We start from the raw sequence: 20,571 nt of genomic DNA on the forward strand, positions 1-20,571 counted from the left end.
CTCCGGCGACGGGTCGGCGGGAAGGCCCGGGGCAGAAAGTGGGTGGCTTGCGCGGGGCCGGGCGGGGGTTCATTCACCCCCGCAGGAGACGCCCCAGGACCGCATGCCATGACCCTTCCCGTCACGCCGAGCTTCCGACTGGACGGGAAGCGCGCGCTGGTGACGGGCGCGAGCAAGGGAATCGGCCGCGCCGGCGCCGTGGCGCTGGCCGCGGCCGGCGCCGAGGTCGTGCTCGCCGCCCGCACCCTGCCCGGGATGGAGGAGACCGTCGCCGAGCTCGCGGCCGCCGGGCTGCGCGCGACGGCCGTGCGGCTGGACGTGACGGACCGGGCGGCCGTGCGCGCCGTCGTCGCGGATCACGGGCCCTTCGACGTGCTGCTGAACAACGCCGGCACGAATATCCGCGAGCCTTTCCTCGAGGTCTCCGACGCCTCGCTCGACACGCTGCTGGAGCTGAACGTCGCCGCGATGTTCGCCGTGGCGCAGGCCGTGGCGGCGGGGATGGTCGCGGCGGGGAAGGGGGGTGCGATCGTCAATCTCTCCTCGGTCAACGGCCACGTCGCCGGCGCCAACCGCTCGGTCTACACCGCGACCAAGCATGCGGTGGAAGGGATGACCAAGGCGATGGCCTTCGAGCTCGGCCCGAAGGGTATCCGCGTGAACGCTGTCGCGCCGGGCTTCGTGGAGACGCCGCTGACCGCGGGCGTGCTGTCGGACGCGAAGTTCCGAGACCGCATCGTGCGCCAGATGCCGCTCGGCCGCGTCATGCAGGTCGAGGACATCATCGGCGCGATCGTCTTCCTCGCTTCGGACGCGAGCCGCATGGTCACAGGTGCGAGCCTGCTGATCGACGGCGGCGCGTTGACGCATTGATGTGCCCTCAGACGCCGGGCGGCCGCATCCGCGGCCTTGGCTGGCTTCGCCAGCCGCCAGCGCAAACAACGCAGGTCTAGAGAATGAAGCGCGATTTCCACGCCCCCGGCCGCAGCGCCGTCTATGCCGAGAACGGGATGGCGGCGACCTCCATGCCGCAGGCGACGCTCGCCGCGCTCGACATCCTGCGCGCCGGCGGCAATGCGCTCGACGCCGCTATCGCCGCGGCGGCGGTGCTCGGCGTGGTGGAGCCCGCGAGCACGGGCATCGGCGGCGACTGCTTCTGCCTCTACGCGCCGGCCGGCACGGGCCAGGTGATCGCGATCAACGGGTCGGGCCGCGCGCCGCGCGGCGCGACGCCCGAAGCGCTCCGCGCCGCGGGGCTGACGAGGATGGAGCCGACATCGGCCCATTCCGTCACCGTGCCCGGCGCGGTCAGCGCGTGGGAGACACTGAACGCCGCGCATGGCCGCAAGAGCCTCGAGGAGCTCCTGCAGCCCGCGATCCGCTTCGCCGAGGGCGGATTCCATATCTCGCCGCGCGTCGCCTGGGACTGGGAAGCGTCGGTCGGCAAGCTCGCCAATCACCCGGCTGCCGCGCGCCGCTTCCTCAGGAACGGCGAGGCCTATGCGCTGGGCGACAAGTTCGTCCAGCCCGAGCTCGGCGCCACGCTGCGGGCGATCGGCCGGCACGGCGCGAAGGCCTTCTACGAGGGCCCGATCGCGGCCGACATGGTCGCGACCCTGCGCGAGGCCGGCGGCACGCATACCGCCGAGGATTTCGCGCGTGGCGCCTCGGTCGCGGAATTCGTCACGCCGATCAGCCGCACCTGGCGCGGTATGGAGGTCTACCAGTGCCCGCCCAACGGCTCGGGCCTGCTGGTGCTGATGATCCTCGGCATGATCGAGCGGCTCGGCACGGCGGAAGGCGGGTTCCTCTCGGTCGAGCGCATGCACCGCCATGTCGAGGCTGCGCGGCTCGCCTATCGCGACCGCGACGCCTTCCTGGCGGACCCGTCCCAGGTCGAGGTGCCGGTCGCGAAGCTGATCTCCGACGGCTACCTCGAGAAGCTCGCGAAGCTGATCTCCGACGAGCGCGCGATGCCCGAGATGCCGCCGGCCGGCGAGGCCGATTGGATGAAGCACAAGGACACGGTCTATCTCTCGGTCGTCGACCGCGACGGCAATGCGTGTTCGTTCATCAACTCGCTCTTCGCGGGCTTCGGCACGGGGATCCTCGCGGAGCGGTCCGGCGTGATGCTGCACAACCGCGGCTTCGGCTTCCGGCTGGAAGAGGGCCATCCCAACTGCATCGCGCCGGACAAGCGGCCGCTGCACACCATCATCCCCGGCATGGTGATGAAGGACGGACAAGCGGTCATGCCCTACGGCGTGATGGGCGGGCACTACCAGCCGATGGGGCAGAGCTGGTTCCTGGCCAACCACTTCGAATACGGCCTCGACGTGCAGGAGGCGCTGGACGCGCCGCGCCTCTTCCCCTTCCAGGGCAAGGTGCAGGTGGAGACGGGCATTCCGCTTTCGGTCGTGGATCGCCTCAACCGCCTCGGTCATCAGTGCGAGCTGGTGGACAAGCCGCATGGCGGCGGCCAGGCCATCCTGATCGACCGCGAGCGCGGCTGCCTGGTCGGCGGCAGCGATCCACGGAAGGACGGCTGCGCGCTGGGCTACTGAGGGCTCAGCGCGGCCGCACGTCGTAGGTGAAGAGCCTCGTCGTGTCGTCCTCCGGCGCGAACCAGAAGCGAAGGCCCGGTCCTTCCGCCGCGACGGCGAAGGGGTTCTGGGTCATGGGCTTGCCCTGCTCGGTCCAGAGCTCGATGGGCAGCTGGAACACGGGCTGGCCGCGGCGGAGGTCCACGAGTTCGACCCCGCCGAGCGAGAAGACCGGCCCCTGCGGACCCTGCGGACGGTAGGTGTTCAGCCCCGAGCACAGCGCCAGCCCTTCGCCGACGGAGTGGCAGTCCTGGTAGTCGATGTAGTGCGAGACATTGGGCCGGCGCAGCGCCTCCGGCCGCTCGTCACGGTTGGTCGGCCGGCCATCGGCGCCGATCGGCCAGGCATAGAGCCGCCGCGATCCCCAGGACACGCCGTAGAGCGTGCGGCTCGCACGATCCATCACCAGGCCGCCGATGTGGTCGGGGAAGCGGAACACCTCCTCCGCGCGCAGCGTCGCGGGGTCCACGCGGTAGATGATGCTGCGGCTGTTCGGGCGGTATTCCGCGACCGGCATCCAGATATGGGTGCCGTCGAAGTCGAGCCCGCCGGGGTGGTAGATGTCGCCGTCGCCGATGGTGATCCCGCGCAGCAGCCGGCCATCCCCGGCGACCTCGAAGAGGTGCCCGCGCCCGCTTCCGGGCGAGCGGTCCATGCCGTCGCGAAGCTCGGGGTAGCGCTGCGTCGCCTCATTGATCTCGACGGAGGAGAGGAAGAAGCGCCCGTCGTGCCGCACCATTCCCTGCGGGTGATGGGTCGGGAATTGCAGGGTGACGACACCGGCCTGCGTCCATCGCGCGCCGCGGTCGAGCTGGCGGAGCCGCTCGGCGATGCCGTCCTGCGCGGCGGCGGGCATGGCGGCGGAGAACGCGGCTGCGCAGGCGGCCGCCAGGACGTGTCTCTTCATGGCGCGAGCCTGCCCCGGGGTGCACGCGGGGGTCAAAACAAGCTTCTATGCGCCTCATGAAATCGAGGAGCCCAAGCGCATGACCGAACCCTGCGACCTCACCGCCGTCGAGGCGCGCCGCCTGATCGGCGCGAAGAAGCTCAGCCCCGTCGAGTTGCTGGAAAGCTGCCTGGCCCGCATCGAGGCCGTGAACCCCGCGGTCAACGCCATGGTCGCGATGGACACCGACCGTGCCCGTACAGCCGCGAAGCAGGCCGAGGCCGCCGTGACGCGAGCCGAGGCGCTGCCCGCCCTGCACGGCCTGCCCATCGGCATCAAGGACCTCGAGGAGACGAAGGGCCTGCGCACGACCTGGGGCAGCCCGCTGTTTGCCGACCACGTGCCCACGCGCGACGAGGCGATGGTGGCGAATCTCCGCGCCGCCGGCGCCATCGTCATCGGCAAGACCAACACGCCGGAATTCGGCGCCGGCGCCAACACCCGCAACACCGTCTACGGCGCGACGGGCAACCCCTTCGACCCCACGAAGTCGGCGGCCGGCTCCTCAGGCGGGTCGGCGGTGGCGTTGGCCTGCGGGATGGCGCCGATCTGCTCGGGCAGCGACACCGGCGGCAGTCTGCGCAACCCCGCGGCCTTCAACGGGATCGTGGGCTACCGGCCCTCGCCCGGCCTGGTGCCGGCGGAGCGGCGCGGGCTCGGCTGGTCGAACCTGCCGGTGCTGGGGCCGATGGCGCGGACGGCGGAGGACGCGGCGCTGCTGCTCTCGGCCATGGCGGATGACGACGGATTGGACCCGCTGGCCTACACGCTGCATGGGCGGGCGGTGCGGAAGGGTGACCGGGACCTGTTCCCGCCGATGCGCGTGGACCTGGCCTCGCTGCGGGTCGCGGCGACGCCGGATTTCGGCTTCACGCCGACCGAGACGCATATTCGCGAGGTTTTTGCAGATCGCGTCGCAAAACTGGAACCGCTCTTCGGCCGGGTCGCCCAGGCGACCCCGGATTGCCGCGGCACCGACGAGGCCTTCGAGGTCCTCCGCGCCGCCAGCTTTCTGTCCTCCCATCTCGAGAAGTGCCGCAAGACCCCTGACCTCGTCGGCCCGAACGTCCGCGCCAATGTCGAGGAAGGCCTGCGCTACACGCTGGAGGACTACAGCCGCGCGGCCACCGAGCAGACCCGCCTCTACCGCGGCTGGCAGCGCTTCTTCGCCGACCACGACGTGATCGTCACCCCCGCCATCACGATCAGCCCGCGCAGCTGGCGGGAGCTCTATCCCGCCGAGATCGACGGCCAAGCCACGCGCACCTACTACCACTGGCTCGCCCTGGCCTACGCCGTGACGCTGGTCGGCCATCCCGCGATCAGCATCCCGCTCGGGAAGGACCGCGCGGGCATGCCCTTCGGCCTGCAGATCGTCGGGCCGCGCGGCGGCGACGCGCTGGTCATGGCCGTCGCCGCGGCGATCGAGGCGGCGGTGGCGGGCGACGCCGAGCTCGCCCGCCCGGTGCCCGACATCGCGGCGCTGAAGAAGGCGCCGCCGATCTCGGGGATGCCGGAGTTCCGGACCTGGGGCTGAGCTACCAGGTGCGGCGCTGGGGGTAGCCGTAGCCATAGCCGCTGGCATAGGGCCGCCCGTAGTAGGGCTGCCGGTAGCCGTAGCTCCGCCGCGGCTCGCTGTAATAGTAGTTGTTGGTGCGGCGGGGCTGGCTGGCGGACGCGATGGCGGCCGTCGCCAGCACCGCGCCGGCACCGATCGCCAGCGTCCCCGGCACATTCATCGTGCCGTCGGGGTTGGTGCAGGCACCGGTGGCGAGCGCGGCGGAAAGCGCCAGGGCGGGTAGCAAGCGCATGGGAGAGTCCTCCTCGATGCGCAACATGGCCCGGCTGCAAGGCTTTGCTCGGGCGGCATCATGGCGCCGCCGGGGCGCCTGCGCCGGAAAGGGTGGCGGCGCGCTCTACCCCCGCGCGCCCGAGAAGGCGTTGAAAGTCTGCAGGGTGTAGGTGTCCTTCACGCCCGGCACGGACTGCACGCGCTCCACCACGAAGAGGCCGATGTCCTGGTCGGGCTCGAGGTAGTACTTGCCGAGCAGGTCGTACTGCCCGCTGATCGAATGCATCTCCGACAATTCGGGGATGGTGTCGGCCATCTCGCGCGCGACGCGGTAGGCCTGGCCCATCTCGCACTTGATCATGACGAAGATCGCACGCATCGCATCCTGTTCCCGCCAGCAAGGGCGCCCATCATGCCGCCGCCGGCAACCCGCCGGCCAGCCCCGCAAGGCTTCCCCTTGTCGGCATGCCATTTGCTTACCACAATAGGTTACAGAAACCTTGCCTCAGGGGTAGGCTGCAGCGCCGGGACGCGTCCCACGTGTCGCGGATGGCGTAAGCTTTTCTCACGGCGTGAGGCGCGTTTAGACGAAGAGAGTGCTTGCCGGGCCTTCGTTGAAGGGCCAGAACAGCGCGGATCAGGATCGGGCTCGCATGCGAACGCTTCCCCAGCTTGGTGTCCTGGCCCTTCTCGTCGGGGGCGGCGTCGCCTGGCATGTCTATGGCGAGCAGTTCGGCCTGCCCCGCCCGCTCGCGCTCGTGGGGCTCGAGGCAGCCGCCCCCAACGCGCAGCAGCGCGGGCAGGGTGGTGGTGGCGGGCCGGTGGGCGTCGTCGTCTCGCCCGTTCGCACCGCAACCGTCATCGAGCGCGCCGAAAGCGTGGGCACGGTGCGCGCCCGCGACGCGGTCTCCATCACCGCCAAGGTGACCGGCATCGTCGAGCAGATCCGCTTCCAGGAAGGGCAGACCGTGCGGGAAGGCGAGGAACTCGTCGTCCTGGATGCCGCCGCGCTGCGCGCCGAGCTCGATCAGGCCCGCGCCTTCTATGACGATGCCCGGAGCCAGGTCGTGCGCGGCCGCAGCCTGCAGCCCGGCCAGTCCATTGCCGCGCAGCGCCTCGACACGCTGGAGGCGCTGGCGCGCCAGGCCGAGGGCCGCGTCCGCCAGGCCGAGGCTCGCCTGCAGGAACTGCGCGTCGCCGCCCCCTTCGCCGGCCGCGTCGGGCTGCGCGCCGTTAGCGTCGGCGCGCTGGTCCAGCCCGGGACGCTGGTCACCACGCTCGACGACATCTCCCGCGTGCGCGTGGAGTTCGCGGTGCCCGAGATCTACGTCGCCCGCATCCGTGTCGGCACGCCCGTGATCGCGCGGGCCTCCGCCTTCGGGGAACGGCGGTTTCTTGGCCGGGTCGCCGTGGTGGACACGCGGATCGACACCACCACCCGCACCGTCCGAGTGATCAGCGAGTTCGACAACGCGGATGAGGCGCTGAAGCCCGGCCTCTTCATGACCGTCGAGGTCGAGATGGAGCGCCGCAACGACGCGCTGGTGGTGGCCGAGGAGGCGCTCGACCCCATCGGCGACCGCAACTACGTCTACGTCATCCGCGACAACCGCGCCCGGCGCGTCGAGGTCCGTCTCGGCCAGCGTCTGCCCGGCGAGGTCGAGGTCACATCGGGCGTGCAGGCCGGCGAGCCCGTCGTGGTGCGCGGCATCCAGCGGCTGCGCAACGACGCGCCGGTGCGCGTCACCGAAACGCTGACCCGCCCCACTTCCTGACCGCCCGCCCGAAAGGACCGCGGCCATGGTGCTCTCCGACGTTTCGATCAAGCGGCCGGTCTTCGCGACCGTCGTGAGCCTGATGCTGGTGGTGCTCGGCATCGCCTCGCTGATGAAGCTGCCGATCCGGGAATACCCCGCGATCGACCCGCCGGTGGTCTCCGTTACCACGACCTATCGCGGCGCCTCGGCCGCGGTGGTGGACACCCAGATCACCGAGCTGATCGAGGCCGCGGTCGCCGGCATCGAGGGCATCAAGTTCATCACGTCCCAGTCGCGCGACGAGCGCAGCCAGGTCACGATCGAGTTCCGCCTGACGCGCGACGTGGATGCCGCGGCGAATGACGTGCGCGACCGCGTGGCGCGGACCCTCGCCCGCCTGCCGGAAGCCGCCGACACGCCGGTGGTTCAAAAGGTGGACGGGGATTCGCGCCCAATCCTCTGGATCGCACTGGTGTCGGAGACGATGCCGGCGATGGACCTGACGGAGCTGGCCCGCCGGCGCTTCGGCGACCGCCTTGCGGTCGTGGACGGCGTGGCGCAGGTGCTGATCCTGGGCGAGCGCAAGCCGGCCATGCGCATCTGGCTGGACCGCCAGGGCCTGGCCGCGCGCGGCCTGACCGTCCAGGACATCGAGGACGCGATCCGGCGCGAGAACGTGGAGCTGCCCGGCGGCCGGCTCGAGAGCACGCAGCGCGAGCTGACTGTCCGCACCGACACCCGCATGAGCCGGCCCGAGCAGTTCCGCCAGGTCGTGATCAGCCGCAGCGGCGGCGGCCAGGTGCTGCTAGGCGACGTCGCGACGGTGGAGGTCGCGCCGGAGGACACGCGCGGCGAGTACCGCATCAACGGGAAGCCCGCGGTGGGCCTGGGCATCCTGCGCCAATCCACCGCCAACACTCTGTCCGTCGCCGACGGCGTGAAGGCCGAGGTCGAGAAGATCCGTGCCGGCATCCCCGAGGGCGTCGAGGTCGTGATCGGCTACGACGAGAGCCTCTTCATCGCGCAATCCATCTATGAAGTGGAGCACGCGCTGATCACCGCGCTGGTCCTCGTCGTCATCGTCATCTTCTTCTTCCTGCGCAGCTTCCGCGCGACGCTGATCCCCTCCGTCGCGATCCCGGTCTCGATCCTGGCCTCCTTCATCGCGCTGGCCGCGCTCGGCTTCTCCATCAACGTCCTGACGCTGCTCGGCCTGGTGCTCGCCATCGGGCTCGTCGTGGACGACGCGATCGTGGTGCTGGAGAACGTCCACCGCCGGATCGAGGAAGGCGAGCACCCGCTGCTGGCCTCGCTGCGCGGATCGCGGGAGATCGCCTTCGCGGTGATCGCGACGACGCTGGTGCTGATCTCGGTCTTCCTGCCGCTGTCCTTCATGGGCGGCAACACGGGCCGGCTCTTCACGGAATTCGGCTTCGCGCTGGCGGCCTCGGTCGCGTTCTCGGGCCTCATCGCGCTCACGCTGACCCCGATGATGTGCTCGAAGCTGCTGAAGGCGCATGAGGGCGACACCTGGCTGGTGCGCGTCACGGAGCCCTTCTTCCTCGCGATGAACTGGTGCCTCCGCGTCACGCTGAAGCGCGCGCTGGCGGCGCCGATCATCACGCTCGGCATCATGGGCGCGATCTGCGGCCTCGCGGTCGCGCTGTTCAACGTGATCCCCAAGGAATTCGCGCCGATCGAGGACCGCGGCACGCTGATCATCCCGACCACCGGGCCGGAAGGCGCGAGCTTCGCCTACACGCGCGAGCAGACCCAGCGGATCGAGCGGATCCTGCAGCCCTACATCGACAGCGGGGAGATCGCGGCGTCATTCGCGACGATCGGCGGCTTCCAGCGCCCGGCGCAGTCCAACCAGGCAAACATGTTCATGCGCCTCGCCCCCTGGAGCGAGCGGGAGCGCAAGCAGCAGACCATCGCGGCCGAGCTGATGCCGCAGCTGCTGGCCATCCCCGGCACGCGCGCCTTCGTGCTGAATCCGCCCTCGCTCGGCCAGCGCGGCTTCCAGCCGCCGGTGCAGTTCGTGATCGGCGGCGCGGACTACAACACGCTGGTGCAGTGGCGCGACCGGTTCATGGAGCGCGCGCGGCAGAACACGCGCCTGCAGAACCTCGACAACAACTACCGCGAGACCAAGCCCGAGATCCGGGTGGAGATCGACCGCCGTAAGGCCGCCGAGCTCGGCGTTTCGATCCAGGCGCTCGGCCGCACGATCGAGACCATGCTGGGCGCGCGGGAGGTCGGCACCTATGTCCAGGGCGGCGAGGAATACAAGATCATGCTGCAGGCGCGCGAGCAGGACCGCGCGACGCCCTACGACCTGCAGAACATCTTCGTGCGCACGACGAATGGCGGTGCGCTCGGCCTGATCGGCACCGGTGGCGCGCTGCAGGGCGCGCTGGTGCCGCTGTCCAACGTCGTCACCCTGTCCGAACGGGCCCGCGCCCAGAGCCTCGCGCGCGAGGACCGCGTGCGCGCCATCACCATCACGGCCTCGCTCGCGCCGGGCTACACGCTGGGCGAGGCGCTGTCCTACCTGGAAGGCGTCGCGCGCGAGGTGCTCCCGCCGGATGCGCGCATCAGCTACCGCGGCCAGTCGCTGGAGTTCAAGGAAGCCTCCGGCGCGCTCTACGTGACCTTCGCGCTGGCGCTGCTGGTCGTGTTCCTGGTGCTCGCCGCGCAGTTCGAGAGCTTCATCCACCCCTTCATCATCCTGCTCTCGACGCCGCTGGCGGTGACCGGCGGCCTGCTCGCGCTGCACCTCACGGGCAACACGCTCAACGTCTTCAGCCAGATCGGCATGATCCTGCTGATCGGCCTGATGGCGAAGAACGGCATCCTGGTCGTGGAATTCGCGAACCAGCTGCGCGACCGCGGCCTGTCCGTGCACGACGCCGTGCTGGAGGCGTCCGTGGTGCGGCTGCGGCCGATCCTCATGACCTCCATCGCGACCGTGCTCGGCGCGGTGCCGCTGGCCATGGCGCATGGCGCCGGCGCCGAGAGCCGGGAGGCGATCGGCGTGGTGATCGTGGGCGGCGTGACGCTGTCCACCTTCCTCACGCTCTATGCCGTGCCCGCGCTCTATCTGCTGCTGGCGGTCTACACCAGGCCGATCGGCGCCATCGCGGCGAAGCTGACCGAGCTCGAGACCACCCAGCCCGCCGGGCACGGCCACGGTCACGCGCCGGCCGAGTAGCCGACGCCTCCGAGCGGGGGTAAACCGGCCTCCGCAGGGTTGCGCGGAGGAAGGCGGCGATGGCGGCAGGGGCCGAGGGCAGGACGGGCGGGCAGCTGCTCGCCGACGCGCTGGTGGCGAACGGGGCGACCCATGTCTTCGCCGTGCCGGGCGAAAGCTACCTCGACCTGCTGGACGGCCTCTACAACCAGCGCAACCGCATCGAGCTCATCACCTGCCGCTTCGAGGCCGGCGCCATCCACATGGCGGAGGCGCATGGCAAGCTGACGGGCCGGCCCGGCGTCGCCGTCGTGACCCGCGGCCCCGGCGCCTGCCATGCCGCGATCGGCGTGCATGTCGCGCAGCAGGACAGCACGCCGCTGGTCCTTCTCGTCGGGCAGATCCCGATGAACGAGACCGACCGCGAGACCTTCCAGGAAGTGGACTATCGCCGCTTCTTCTCACCCATCGCGAAATGGGTCACGCAGATCGACGAGGCCGCGCGCATTCCCGAGCTGATGGCCCATGCCTTCGACGTCGCGGTCAGCGGCCGCCCCGGCCCGGTGGTCGTCGCGCTGAGCGAGGAGATGCAGAAGCACGTCGCGGCGGTGCCCGACATCGGGCCGCAGGCCGTATTGCCCGCGCATCCCGCGCCGTTGGCCATCCCGAAGCTGATGGAGATGCTCGCCAAGGCCGAGCGGCCATTGGCGATTCTCGGCGGCAGCCGCTGGACTGAGGAAGCGCGCGCGGCGATCCGCGACTTCCTCGTCGGCAACGACATCCCCGTCGCGGTCGCCTTCCGCCGGCAGAGCCTGTTTGACGGCACGAGCCCGCACTACGCCGGCGACCTCGGCGTCGGCGCCGATGCGGGCCTCGTGCAGAAGGCGCGGGAGGCCGACCTGCTCCTCGCGATCGGCACCCGCATGGGCGAGCCCGTCAGCCAGGGCTACACGCTGTTCGACCTCGCGGGCCGGCAGCCCATCGTGCAGGTGCATCCCGACCAGGCGGAGATCGGGCGCGTGCATCGTGTCGCACTCGGCATCACTGCCGACGTCAACGCCTTCGCGCTGGCACTGCGCGACGAGCGCGTGGCATCGCCTCGCTGGGGCCAGTGGCGCCAGGCCGTGCGCGCGGCGCGGGAGGCGCAGGCAAAGGCGCCGCACTACGAGGGGCCGCTGAACCTGGCTGTCGCGCTGCAGGAGCTGGAAAAGGCCGTGCCGGCCGACGCGATCTTCACGACGGATGCCGGCAACTTCGCGACCTGGCCGACGCGCTTCATGCATGTCGGTGCGGAGCAGGAATTCCTCGGCCCTACCAACGGCGCGATGGGCTATGCGGTGCCCGCGGCCATCGGTGCCGCGATCACCTATCCCGGGCGCTGCGTCATCGTCTTCGTGGGCGATGGGGGCGCGCTGATGACGGGCCAGGAACTCGCCACCGCCTTCCACCACGGCGTGGCGCCGATCGTCATGGTGTTCAACAACAACATGTACGGCACGATCCGGATGTACCAGGAGCGCGCCTATCCCGGCCGCGTCTCCGGCACGGCGCTGACCAACCCCGACTTCGCCCGCTTCATCGAGAGCTTCGGCGGCCACGGCGAGGTCGTCACGCGGACCGAGGAACTCGTGCCCGCCTTCCACCGCGCCCGCGCCTCCGGCAAGCCCGCTATCATCGAGGTGCGGACCAACCCCGAGCAGGTCACCAACCGCGCGACGATCGCGCAGCTTCGCGCCCAGGCCGTGAAGCCGGCGTGACCCGCTACCCCGCCCGCGCCAGGACATAGGCCTGGCGGTCGCAGCGGCGGGGCTTGAGGTCATCCTGGGCTGCCTGGCCTGGGTGCAGGTCGAGGACAGCGCGATCGCCGGCGCGCTGATCGCGACGCGTTGCTGGATCTCGACGGCGGCATCTCCGTCGTGATCGGCGCGACGACAGCTCGGACGACCTGACGCGCGTGCTGCCCCTGCCCGTCAGCGCCGGCGCGGACGCCGCGGCTGCGGCGGCGCGGGCGCGTTTCGCGGCGATGGCCGAACGCGCGATGCCGGGGCCGGCGACGCCCCGGCCCGTGGTCGTCCGCAATGTCGGGATCGCGGTGGGGATGCAGGTCGCCGTGGCGCTGTCGCTCGGCTGGTCGGTGCTGGCCTCGAGCGACTGGGGCGACCTGGCGCTGGTGCTGATGCTTGCCGGCGCGATGGTCACGCCGGCGGCGCTGCAGGTGGCCCTGCGGGCGCATCGGCGGGCGCGGGGCTGACGACGCGGCGCGGCCCGTAGAGCAGCGTCTCGCGCGCGGGCAGGCCCATCGCGTCCCAGGCCGGCGCGGCGGTTTCCTCCGTCGCCGAGGGCTCGCGTCGCTTGAGCAGGCCGAGCACGCGGCGGCGTTGCGCCGGCGACAGTTCCGACCAGAAGCGCGCCATCCAGGGTTCCTGGCGCAGCCGGTCTCCCAGGCTCACGGGCGACGCCCGGCGCGGCGGTGGCGGCGCCGGCGTGTCGAGGGCAGGCAGCGCCAGGTTCGGCGCGGCGCAGCCGGCCACGAGCAGCGGCAGGGCGCACAGCGTCCGGCGGAACATGCCGGATGAGGTGCTATGCCGTCGGGCGCAAATCAATTCAAGCGCGCGTCAGCGCGCGGTTCATCGCGCGCCTATCGCCCGACCGCATAGCCCTGCATGCCACGGGGATTGGCCCCCGCGAAGAGCTGCCCGTCCGCTTCCTGCCGCGCGGCGGAAAGCCGGCCCTCCGACCATTCCCCGCCGACCTCCACGCGATGACCGCGGTCGCGCAGCGCCATCTCGACATCCCCGCCGTAGCGGCCTTCCAGCACGACCTTCCCCGGCCTCGCCGTACGCGGCCAGAAGGAGGAGATCCAGTGCTCCGTGTGGAAGGACGGCGCGTCGATCGCCTGCTGGATGCCCATCGCGTGATCCACCATCCGCGCATACAGGATCGGCTGCCACTGGTCCTGCTGCTCGCCGCCGGGCGTGCCGAAGCTCATCCAGGGGCGGCCGTCCTTGAGCGCCATGGCCGGCGACAGCGTCGTGCGCGGCCGCTTGCCCGGTGCCAGGCCGTTCGGGTGCTTCTCGTCCAGCCAGAACATCTGCCCCCGCGTGCCGAGGCAGAAGCCGAGCCCCGGGATCGCCGGCGAGGATTGCAGCCAGCCGCCCGAGGGCGTCGCGCTGACCATGTTCCCTTCGCTGTCGATGATGTCGAGGTGGCAGGTGTCGCCGCCCGAGGCGCCGAGCCGCGCGACCGTCGGCTCCCCGGCGCCGGGCGCTCGGGAGATGAGCTCGTTGCGTGCCTCGGCGGCGGCGTAGTCCGGCGCGGGGCGGTCGAAGCCGGGGATGGTGCCGGCGCGCTGCTCGAGCGAGGCGGTCTCGCCCACCAGCTTGCGGCGTTCCGCGATGTACTCCTCGGACAGCAGCGCGTGGATCGGCACGTCCACGAAGTTCGGGTCGCCGTAGAAGGCCTCGCGGTCGGCAAAGGAGAGCTTCAGGCACTCGACGACCGTGTGCACGAAGCGCTCGCCGAGCGGGTCCATGCCGGCGATGTCGAAGCCCTCCAGCAGCGCCATGGTCTGCAGCATGCTCGGACCCTGGCTCCAGACGCCGCATTTCAGCAGCGTGGTGCCGCGGTAGTCGCGCTTCAGCGGAGCTTCGGTACTGGCGCGCCACTTCGCCATGTCCTCGCCGGTCAGCACGCCCTTGTGACGACGGCCGGAGGTATCGAGGATCTCGTTCGATCGGAAGAACCGGTCGATCGCCTCGGCGACGAAGCCGCCATACCAGGCTGCCCGCGCGGCCTCGATCTGCGCGATGCGGTCATGGCCGGCGGCTTCCGCCTCTCGCAGCACGCGTTCCCAGGTATCGGCCAGCGTCGGGTTGGCCCAGAGCCTGCCTTCCTGCGGCCCGCCGTTGCGCAGCCAGAGCTCGGCGGAGCTCTGCCATTCCTGCTCGAACATCGGTCGCACGGTGTTGAGCGTCGCGATGATGCGCGGGACGTAGTGGATTCCGCGCCTGGCATAGCCGATCGCATAGGACAGGACGTCGCGCAGCGACCAGGTCCCGTAGTCCCTGAGCATCAGCACCCAGGCGTCGAAGGCGCCGGGCACCATCGCCGGCAGCAGCCCGGTCCCGGGGATCAGGTCGAGGCCGAGCTCGTCGCGGACATGGCCGACCGTGAGGCCCGCCGGCGCGACGCCCTGGCCGCAGATCACGTGCTGCGCGCCGGACTTCGCCTCATGCACGATGATGGGAGCGTCGCCGCCGGGGCCGTTCAGGTGGGGCTCGGCGACCTGCAGCGTGAAGCCGGCGGCGGCGCCCGCATCGAAGGCGTTGCCGCCGCGCTCCAGCACGGACATCGCGACCTGGGAGGCGATCCAGTGCGTGGATCCCACGACGCCGAAGCTGCCGGCGATCTCGGGGCGGGTCGTGAACATCGGATGAACCTTCGGGGTGGTCCGCTTGAAGGCCGCGATAGGCGCAGGCAGAAGCGCGGCGGTCAATACGGAGATGCGGCGTGCTGGTCGCCGTGGTCGGGCCTTCGGGCGCAGGCAAGGACACGCTGCTGGCGGGTGCGCGGGCGGCGCTGGCCGACGATGCGCGCTTCCGCTGGGTCCGGCGCGCGATCACGCGCCCCGCCGAGGCAGGCGGCGAGCACCATCTGCCGATCACGGAAGCGGATTTCGCGGCGCTGCGGGGGGCGGGCGGCTTCGCGCTCTGGTGGGCGGCGCACGGGCTGTCCTACGGCATCCCCAGCGACATCGAGGAGGATATCGCGCGCGGCCGCGTCGTGGTGGCCAACCTGTCGCGAGCCGTGCTGCCGGAGGCCGCGCGCTATCCGCTCCGCGTGCTGGAGATCACGGCCCCGGTCGCGGTCCGGGCGGCGCGCCTGGCCGCCCGTGGGCGGGAGGATCCGGCCGACATCGCCGCGCGCCTGGCGCGGGAAGCGGCGCTGCCGCCGGGGCTGGACGTCGAGACAGTGTCGAATGACGCCGATCCCGCGACCGGCGTCGCGCGCGTACTGGCCGCGCTCAACCGAGCAGCGAAAGACGCTCGGCGACCAGGAAGGGTGCACCCGGCGCGGCCTGGGTGAAGAGGCAGAGCTCCGTCACGCGGCGGGGCAGGGCGGGCACGTCGCCGAGATGCGCGGCGAGCGCAGGCTGGACGACCGCGCGTTCCTCGGCGGAGAGGCGGCGCGAGAAGGTGACGTGGAACCACCATTCGTCGAGGACATAGTGGTAGCCCCAGCGGGCCAGGTGCTCGCGCTGCCTGGCGGTCATGCGGGCGGGGTTGCGCCGCGCGATCTCGGCCTCAGTGGGCGGGGCCCGATGGGTGTCGAGCGCGGTGACACAGGCGTCGCAGAAGGCCTGGAGGTCGCCGGACTTCTCCGACTCCATCAGCGCGAGGAAGCCGTGATGCTCCATCAGTCGAAGCGGCGGCAGCGCGAAGGGCCGCGTGCGCGCCGCGAGCGCCATGGCGTCGGCGCGGAACGCCTGCCAGGACGTTGCGAGCCGGAATGGCGGCTTCAGCGTGGCGTGCAGGCCGTAGCCACGCGCATCCGCGGTGACCTCCGCGATGTCGAGGCCGGGCAGGGCGGGTTGCGGAACCGTCGCGCCGGTCTCGGCGTCGCGGCCGAGCCAGGCGGAGCCCAGGGCGTGCAGCGGGTCATCGATCCGCGGCGCCCAATAGGCCGCGACGCGCATCATGCGATCCGTTCGCCCGCCCGCCAGACCTTGCGCACGACGGCGTGGCCCTCATGCGGGCGGACCTGCACGAGGTCGGCGCGCAGCCCTGCCTCGATCCGGCCGCGGTCGTGCAGGTGCACCATGCGTGCGGCGCGGTCGGTGACCATGGCGATCGCCGCGGGCAAGCCGATCGCGCCGCTCGAAGCCGCGATCCAGGCGGCCTCGATCATCGCGGGCGGGACGTAGTCGCTGGCCAGCACGTCCACCGCGCCAGCCTTCACCAGGTCGGCGGCGGCAACGTTGCCGGAATGGCTGCCGCCACGGACGATGTTGGGCGCGCCGGCGACGACCTCGACGCCGAGCGCCCTGGCGGCCTGCGCGGCTTCCATCGCGACGGGGAACTCGCTGATCGTGATGCCGTCGCGGGCGTTCTGCGCGACGCCCTCCGGGCTGTCGTCGTCGTGGCTCGCGAGCGGCAGGTCGCGGTGACGCACGCGCTCCAGCAGCCAGGCGCGCTGGCGGTCGCGCAGGCGCGCGCGCTGCTCCAGCAGCTCGTCGATGCGCCGGTCCACCTGGTCGGGTGGCAGCTGCATCTGGCGGATCCGCATCGCCTTGTAGCGCGGGATGTCGCGGTACTGGCCAACGCCCGGCGAGTGGTCCATCAGGCTGACCATGCGCACCAGCGGGTGGTCAGCCACCGTCTCGACCAGCTCGACCATGTCCCTGGCCGGCAATTCGCAGCGCAGATGCAGGAAGTGCTCGCTCTTCAGCAGGTCCGTGCCGGAGAGCGCGTCGAGGTCGGCGACGCCGTCGCGGAAGGTCTGGGTCCGCCCGGCGTCGAAGCCGAGATCGCCGAGGCAGAGCGCGTCCAGCACCGTAGTCACGCCCGCCGCCGCGGTCTGCTGGTCATGCGCGAGCATCGCCGATCGCGACGGCCACCGCGCCGTGGCGCGCGGGCTGACCTGCCGTTCGAGGTTGTCGGTGTGGACGTCCACGATGCCGGGAATGACGTGATCGCCGCCGAGGTCCGTCGCCGCGGCGAGGTGGCTGCGGCCGGGCTGGACCTCCGCGATGCGCTCGCCACGGATGACGATGGTCCCGGGCAGCACCTCGTCGGGCAGGACGAGCAGCGCGTGGGTCAGGATGGTCTCGGCGGTCATGCAGCCTCGGGCAGGGCGGTCACGTCGAACAACCGGTCGGCCACGCGGTCGCGGACCTCGGTGTCGTGGAAGATGCCGACGATGGCCGCGTCGCGCGCCTTGGCTTCGGCGATCATGTCGATCACGACCTCCCGGTTGGCGGCGTCCAGGCTGGCCGTCGGCTCATCCAGCAGCATCACGGGGTAGCCGGGGGCGAAGCCGCGGGCAAGGTTGATGCGCTGCTGCTCTCCGCCTGAGAAGGTGGCCGGCGGCAGGTGGTGCAGGCGGGCCGGCAGGTTGAGGCGCGTCAGCAGGGCCGCGGCATGCGCGCGGGCTTCGTCGCGCGGGACGCCGCGGGCGATGAGCGGCTCGGCGACGATATCGAGCGCACCGACGCGCGGGATCACGCGCAGGAACTGCGAGACATAGCCCAGCGTGTCGCGCCGGATCTCGCGCACCAGGCGCGGATCGGCAGTCGCGAGGTCAGCCGTCGCGTCACGATGCCGGATCAGGATGCGTCCGGCCTCGGCGCCGTAATTGCCGTAGAGGCAGCGCATGAGCGTGGACTTGCCCGCGCCCGACGGGCCGGCGAGCGCGACGCATTCGCCGGGCGCGACGGCCAGGTCCACGCCGCGCAGCACGGGGAGCGCGACGCCGCCCTGCAGATGCAGGGTGAAGGACTTGCCCAATCCCTCCGCCTTGAGGGCCCAGCTCATGCCGCCAGCACCGAGGCCACGAGAAGCTGCGTGTAGGGATGCTGCGGGTCGTCCAGCACGCGGTCGGTCAGGCCCTGCTCGACGACCCTGCCATGGCGCATGACCAGGATGCGGTGCGCCAGCAGGCGCGCCGCCGCGATGTCGTGCGTGACCAGCAGCACGGCAAGCCCGAGCTCCGCCACGAGGGCGCGGATCAGGTCCAGCAGCCGCGCCTGGACCGACACGTCCAGCCCGCCCGTGGGTTCGTCCATGAAGACCAGGCGGGGCTGGGTCACCAGCGTTCGAGCGATCTGCAGGCGCTGCTGCATCCCGCCGGAGAAGGTGCGCGGCAGCGCATCCATGCGGTCGGCGTCGATCTCGACGCGCGTCAGCCATTCCGCGGCGGCGGCGCGGATGTTGCCGTAGTGCCGCGCGCCGACAGCCATCAGCCGCTCGCCGATGTTGCCGCCGGCGGAGACGCCCATGCGCAGACCGTCGCGCGGGTTCTGGTGCACGAAGCCCCATTGCGTGCGCATCAGGTTCCGCCGCGCGGCCTCCGTCATCGCCAGCACGTCCTGGCCGTCGAAGGCGACCCTGCCGGCGTCCGGCGGCATCAGGCCCGATAGCACGCGCAGCAGCGTCGTCTTGCCCGATCCGGATTCCCCGACGATGGCCACCACCTCGCCGGGCCAGATGTCGAGATCCACGCCGTCCAGCGCGGCGATGCGGCCGAAGCGGAGCTCGAGGCCGCAGGCGGAAAGGAGCGCGCTCATTCGGCCGCTTCCTTCGTCACCTGCCGCTCCGCGCAATAGTCCGTGTCGGAGCAGACGAAGATCCGCCCGCCCTTGTCGTCGGTCAGCACCTCGTCGAGGTAGCTCTCCCGCGAGCCGCACAATTCGCAGGCCTGCGGCGCGCGGATCGGGCGGAAGGCATGGTCGTCGAAATCGAGGCTCCGCACCTCGGTATAGGGCGGCACGGCGTAGATCCGCTTCTCCCGCCCCGCGCCGAAGAGCTGCAGCGCCGGCATGCGGTCCATCTTCGGGTTGTCGAAGGCGGGAATGGGCGAGGGCGACATGAGGTAGCGCCCGTTCACCATGACGGGGTAGTTGTAGCTCGTCGCGATATGGCCGTGGCGCGCGATGTCCTCATAGAGCCGCACATGCATCAGGCCGTAATCGGCGAGCGCGTGCATGCGCTTCGTCTCCGCCACGCGCGGTTCCAGGCGGAACAGCGGCTCCGGCATCGGGACCTGGTAGACCAGGATCTGCGTCTCGGTCAGGGCGCGTTCGGGGATGCGGTGGCGGGTCTGGATGATGGTGGCCTCGGCCGTGCGCTCGGTCGTCGCGACGCCGGCGACGCGTCGGAAGAAGGCGCGGATCGAGACGGCGTTGGTGGTGTCGTCGGCGCCCTGGTCGATCACCTTCAGCACGTCGGCGGGCCCGATGACGGAGGCCGTGACCTGGATCCCGCCCGTGCCCCAGCCATAGGGCAGCGGCATCTCCCGGGATCCGAAGGGCACCTGGTGGCCGGGGATCGCGACGGCCTTCAGGATGGCGCGGCGGATCATGCGCTTCGTGGATTCGTCGAGATAGGCGAAGTTGTAGCCGGGCTCGTGGGTGGACGGATGCTGCGTGCCCCCCTCACCCAACCCTCTCCCCCCTGCGAGTGGAGAGGGCTTTTCGGTGGCGTAAGTCATTCGGCGGCCGCCTTCAGCACGCTCTCGCGCATGGTCCGCACATTCTCGAGCTCGCTCTGGAAGTCCACGTAGTGCGGCAGCTTGAGGTGCTCGACGAAGCCCGTCGCCTCGACATTGTCGCAGTGATACAGCACGAATTCCTGGCTCTGCGCCGGCGCCGTCGCGTCCTGGCCGAGCTCCTCGGCCCGCAGCGCGCGATCCACCAGCGACATCGCCATCGACTTGCGCTCGCCATGGCCGAAGACCAGGCCGTAGCCGCGGGTGAATTGCGGCGGCTCCGTGCGGCTGCCCTGGAACTGGTTGACCATCTGGCATTCCGTCACGCCGATCTCGCCGATCTCGATCTCGAAGCCGAGCTCGGGCGGCACGAAGCAGACCGCGACATCGCCGACGCGGATCTCGCCGACGAAGGGATGCGCGTTGCCGTAGCCGCGCTGCGTGGAGTAGCCGAGGCCGAGCAGGAAACCCTCGTCGCCGCGCGCCAGGGCCTGAAGCCGGACGGGGCGGTCCGCGGGGAAGGACAGCGGCTCGCGCGTGAGGTCGCCGGGCTCGGCGTCGGACGGCGCCTCGCGCTGCATCAGGCCTTCGCGAGCCAGCATCTCCGTCACGCGCGGCATCGGCGCGGGATCGGCCTGCGCCTCGGGCGCGGCAGGCGGCGCGCCGCCCGCGGCGAGCGCGAAGTCGAGCAGGCGGTGCGTGTAGTCGAAGGTCGGGCCGAGCACCTGGCCGCCCGGCAGGTCCTTGTAGGTCGCGCTGACGCGCCGCTTCACCAGCATCGACGCGGTGTCGAGCGGCGCGGAGGCGCCGAAGCGGGGCAGGGTGGTGCGATAGGCCCGCAGCAGGAAGGCGGCCTCTATGAGGTCGCCGCGCGCCTGCTTCACCGCGAGCGCCGCCAGGCCGCGGTCGTGGCAGCTGCCCTCCGCCATCACGCGATCCACCGCGAGGCCGAGCTGCTGCCCGATCTGGGCGACGTCGATCTCGGGCTGCGCCGTGTCGCCGCGGCGTGTCTCGGCGAGCCAGGCATGCGCGGCGCCGATCGCCTGCTCGCCGCCCTTGGTCGCGACATACATGCG

The 20,571-nt window shown here is 71.2% G+C and carries 19 protein-coding genes; 8 read left to right on the forward strand and 11 right to left on the reverse strand.

The features are described from left to right. The first annotated feature begins 108 nt into the window (after positions 1 to 108). Complete coding sequence (locus tag ACLF3M_RS07740) at positions 109 to 873, forward strand: SDR family NAD(P)-dependent oxidoreductase (RefSeq protein ID WP_430656314.1); 765 nt, start codon at positions 109 to 111, stop codon at positions 871 to 873. Positions 874 to 956: 83 nt separating this feature from the next. Further along, positions 957 to 2,564, forward strand: coding sequence for a gamma-glutamyltransferase (ggt, locus tag ACLF3M_RS07745; RefSeq protein ID WP_430656315.1), 1,608 nt, complete (start codon positions 957 to 959; stop codon positions 2,562 to 2,564). A gap of 4 nt (positions 2,565 to 2,568) precedes the next feature. Here the strand turns inward: ggt and ACLF3M_RS07750 are convergent, their stop codons facing one another. Continuing rightward, entirely contained in the window at positions 2,569 to 3,510 is a 942-nt protein-coding gene (locus ACLF3M_RS07750; RefSeq protein WP_430656316.1) for a DUF6454 family protein, read from the reverse strand. 79 nt (positions 3,511 to 3,589) lie between these two features. Here ACLF3M_RS07750 and ACLF3M_RS07755 point away from each other — a divergent pair, with 79 nt between their 5' ends. Further along, positions 3,590 to 5,086 (forward strand): amidase, encoded by a 1,497-nt coding sequence (locus tag ACLF3M_RS07755; RefSeq protein ID WP_430656317.1) that lies wholly within the window; start codon positions 3,590 to 3,592, stop codon positions 5,084 to 5,086. Between the two features lies 1 nt (position 5,087). On the opposite strand, the gene ACLF3M_RS07760 is transcribed toward ACLF3M_RS07755, so the two are convergent. Both ACLF3M_RS07760 and ACLF3M_RS07765 read right to left on the reverse strand, forming a co-directional pair. Next, a complete protein-coding gene (locus ACLF3M_RS07760; RefSeq protein WP_430656318.1) occupies positions 5,088 to 5,360 on the reverse strand; it encodes a hypothetical protein in 273 nt (90 codons plus the stop codon). Positions 5,361 to 5,465: 105 nt separating this feature from the next. Continuing rightward, positions 5,466 to 5,720: an Lrp/AsnC ligand binding domain-containing protein gene (locus ACLF3M_RS07765; RefSeq protein WP_430656319.1), complete on the reverse strand. Its 255-nt coding sequence runs from the start codon at positions 5,718 to 5,720 to the stop codon at positions 5,466 to 5,468. Positions 5,721 to 5,994: 274 nt separating this feature from the next. Here ACLF3M_RS07765 and ACLF3M_RS07770 point away from each other — a divergent pair, with 274 nt between their 5' ends. The 4 genes from ACLF3M_RS07770 (at position 5,995) to ACLF3M_RS07785 (ending at position 12,542) form a co-directional block, all read left to right on the forward strand. After that, positions 5,995 to 7,116 (forward strand): efflux RND transporter periplasmic adaptor subunit, encoded by a 1,122-nt coding sequence (locus ACLF3M_RS07770; protein ID WP_430656320.1) that lies wholly within the window; start codon positions 5,995 to 5,997, stop codon positions 7,114 to 7,116. A gap of 25 nt (positions 7,117 to 7,141) precedes the next feature. Continuing rightward, complete coding sequence (locus ACLF3M_RS07775) at positions 7,142 to 10,312, forward strand: efflux RND transporter permease subunit (RefSeq protein WP_430656321.1); 3,171 nt, start codon at positions 7,142 to 7,144, stop codon at positions 10,310 to 10,312. 59 nt (positions 10,313 to 10,371) lie between these two features. Next, positions 10,372 to 12,048, forward strand: a complete 1,677-nt coding sequence (locus tag ACLF3M_RS07780; RefSeq protein WP_430656322.1) for a thiamine pyrophosphate-dependent enzyme — start codon at positions 10,372 to 10,374, stop codon at positions 12,046 to 12,048. Positions 12,049 to 12,245: 197 nt separating this feature from the next. Continuing rightward, positions 12,246 to 12,542, forward strand: a complete 297-nt coding sequence (locus ACLF3M_RS07785; RefSeq protein ID WP_430656323.1) for a hypothetical protein — start codon at positions 12,246 to 12,248, stop codon at positions 12,540 to 12,542. Here ACLF3M_RS07785 and ACLF3M_RS07790 read toward each other — a convergent pair. Next, the gene (locus ACLF3M_RS07790; protein WP_430656324.1) at positions 12,487 to 12,858 is read right to left on the reverse strand and encodes a hypothetical protein; all 372 of its coding nucleotides are present in this window, start codon (positions 12,856 to 12,858) and stop codon (positions 12,487 to 12,489) included. The genes ACLF3M_RS07785 and ACLF3M_RS07790 overlap by 56 nt on opposite strands. A gap of 71 nt (positions 12,859 to 12,929) precedes the next feature. Further along, positions 12,930 to 14,720, reverse strand: a complete 1,791-nt coding sequence (locus ACLF3M_RS07795) for a gamma-glutamyltransferase family protein (RefSeq protein ID WP_430656325.1) — start codon at positions 14,718 to 14,720, stop codon at positions 12,930 to 12,932. Positions 14,721 to 14,800: 80 nt separating this feature from the next. Between ACLF3M_RS07795 and phnN the strand changes: the two genes are divergently transcribed. Further along, entirely contained in the window at positions 14,801 to 15,376 is a 576-nt protein-coding gene (gene phnN, locus ACLF3M_RS07800) for a phosphonate metabolism protein/1,5-bisphosphokinase (PRPP-forming) PhnN (RefSeq protein ID WP_430656326.1), read from the forward strand. Here the strand turns inward: phnN and ACLF3M_RS07805 are convergent. The 6 genes from ACLF3M_RS07805 to ACLF3M_RS07830 are packed head-to-tail and all read right to left on the reverse strand — an operon-like array spanning position 15,315 to position 20,568. Continuing rightward, a complete protein-coding gene (locus ACLF3M_RS07805; protein WP_430656327.1) occupies positions 15,315 to 15,989 on the reverse strand; it encodes a DUF1045 domain-containing protein in 675 nt (224 codons plus the stop codon). The two genes, phnN and ACLF3M_RS07805, sit on opposite strands and share 62 nt — an antisense overlap. Next, entirely contained in the window at positions 15,986 to 17,128 is a 1,143-nt protein-coding gene (locus ACLF3M_RS07810; protein WP_430656328.1) for an alpha-D-ribose 1-methylphosphonate 5-triphosphate diphosphatase, read from the reverse strand. The genes ACLF3M_RS07805 and ACLF3M_RS07810 overlap by 4 nt, the downstream gene beginning before the upstream one ends. Then, entirely contained in the window at positions 17,125 to 17,823 is a 699-nt protein-coding gene (phnL, locus tag ACLF3M_RS07815) for a phosphonate C-P lyase system protein PhnL (protein WP_430656329.1), read from the reverse strand. Before phnL ends, ACLF3M_RS07810 begins: the two co-directional genes overlap by 4 nt. Further along, positions 17,820 to 18,575 (reverse strand): phosphonate C-P lyase system protein PhnK, encoded by a 756-nt coding sequence (gene phnK / locus ACLF3M_RS07820; protein ID WP_430656330.1) that lies wholly within the window; start codon positions 18,573 to 18,575, stop codon positions 17,820 to 17,822. Before phnK ends, phnL begins: the two co-directional genes overlap by 4 nt. Then, positions 18,572 to 19,450 (reverse strand): alpha-D-ribose 1-methylphosphonate 5-phosphate C-P-lyase PhnJ, encoded by an 879-nt coding sequence (locus ACLF3M_RS07825; protein ID WP_430656331.1) that lies wholly within the window; start codon positions 19,448 to 19,450, stop codon positions 18,572 to 18,574. The genes phnK and ACLF3M_RS07825 overlap by 4 nt, the downstream gene beginning before the upstream one ends. Before the next feature lie 44 nt (positions 19,451 to 19,494). Beyond that, positions 19,495 to 20,568 carry a carbon-phosphorus lyase complex subunit PhnI gene (locus tag ACLF3M_RS07830; RefSeq protein WP_430656332.1) on the reverse strand — a complete coding sequence of 358 codons (1,074 nt, stop codon included), beginning with the start codon at positions 20,566 to 20,568 and terminating at the stop codon, positions 19,495 to 19,497. Between the last annotated feature and the right edge of the window lie 3 nt (positions 20,569 to 20,571).

The organism is Falsiroseomonas sp. HW251 (assembly GCF_050563545.1).
In the GTDB taxonomy this organism is placed as follows: Bacteria; Pseudomonadota; Alphaproteobacteria; order Acetobacterales; family Acetobacteraceae; genus Falsiroseomonas.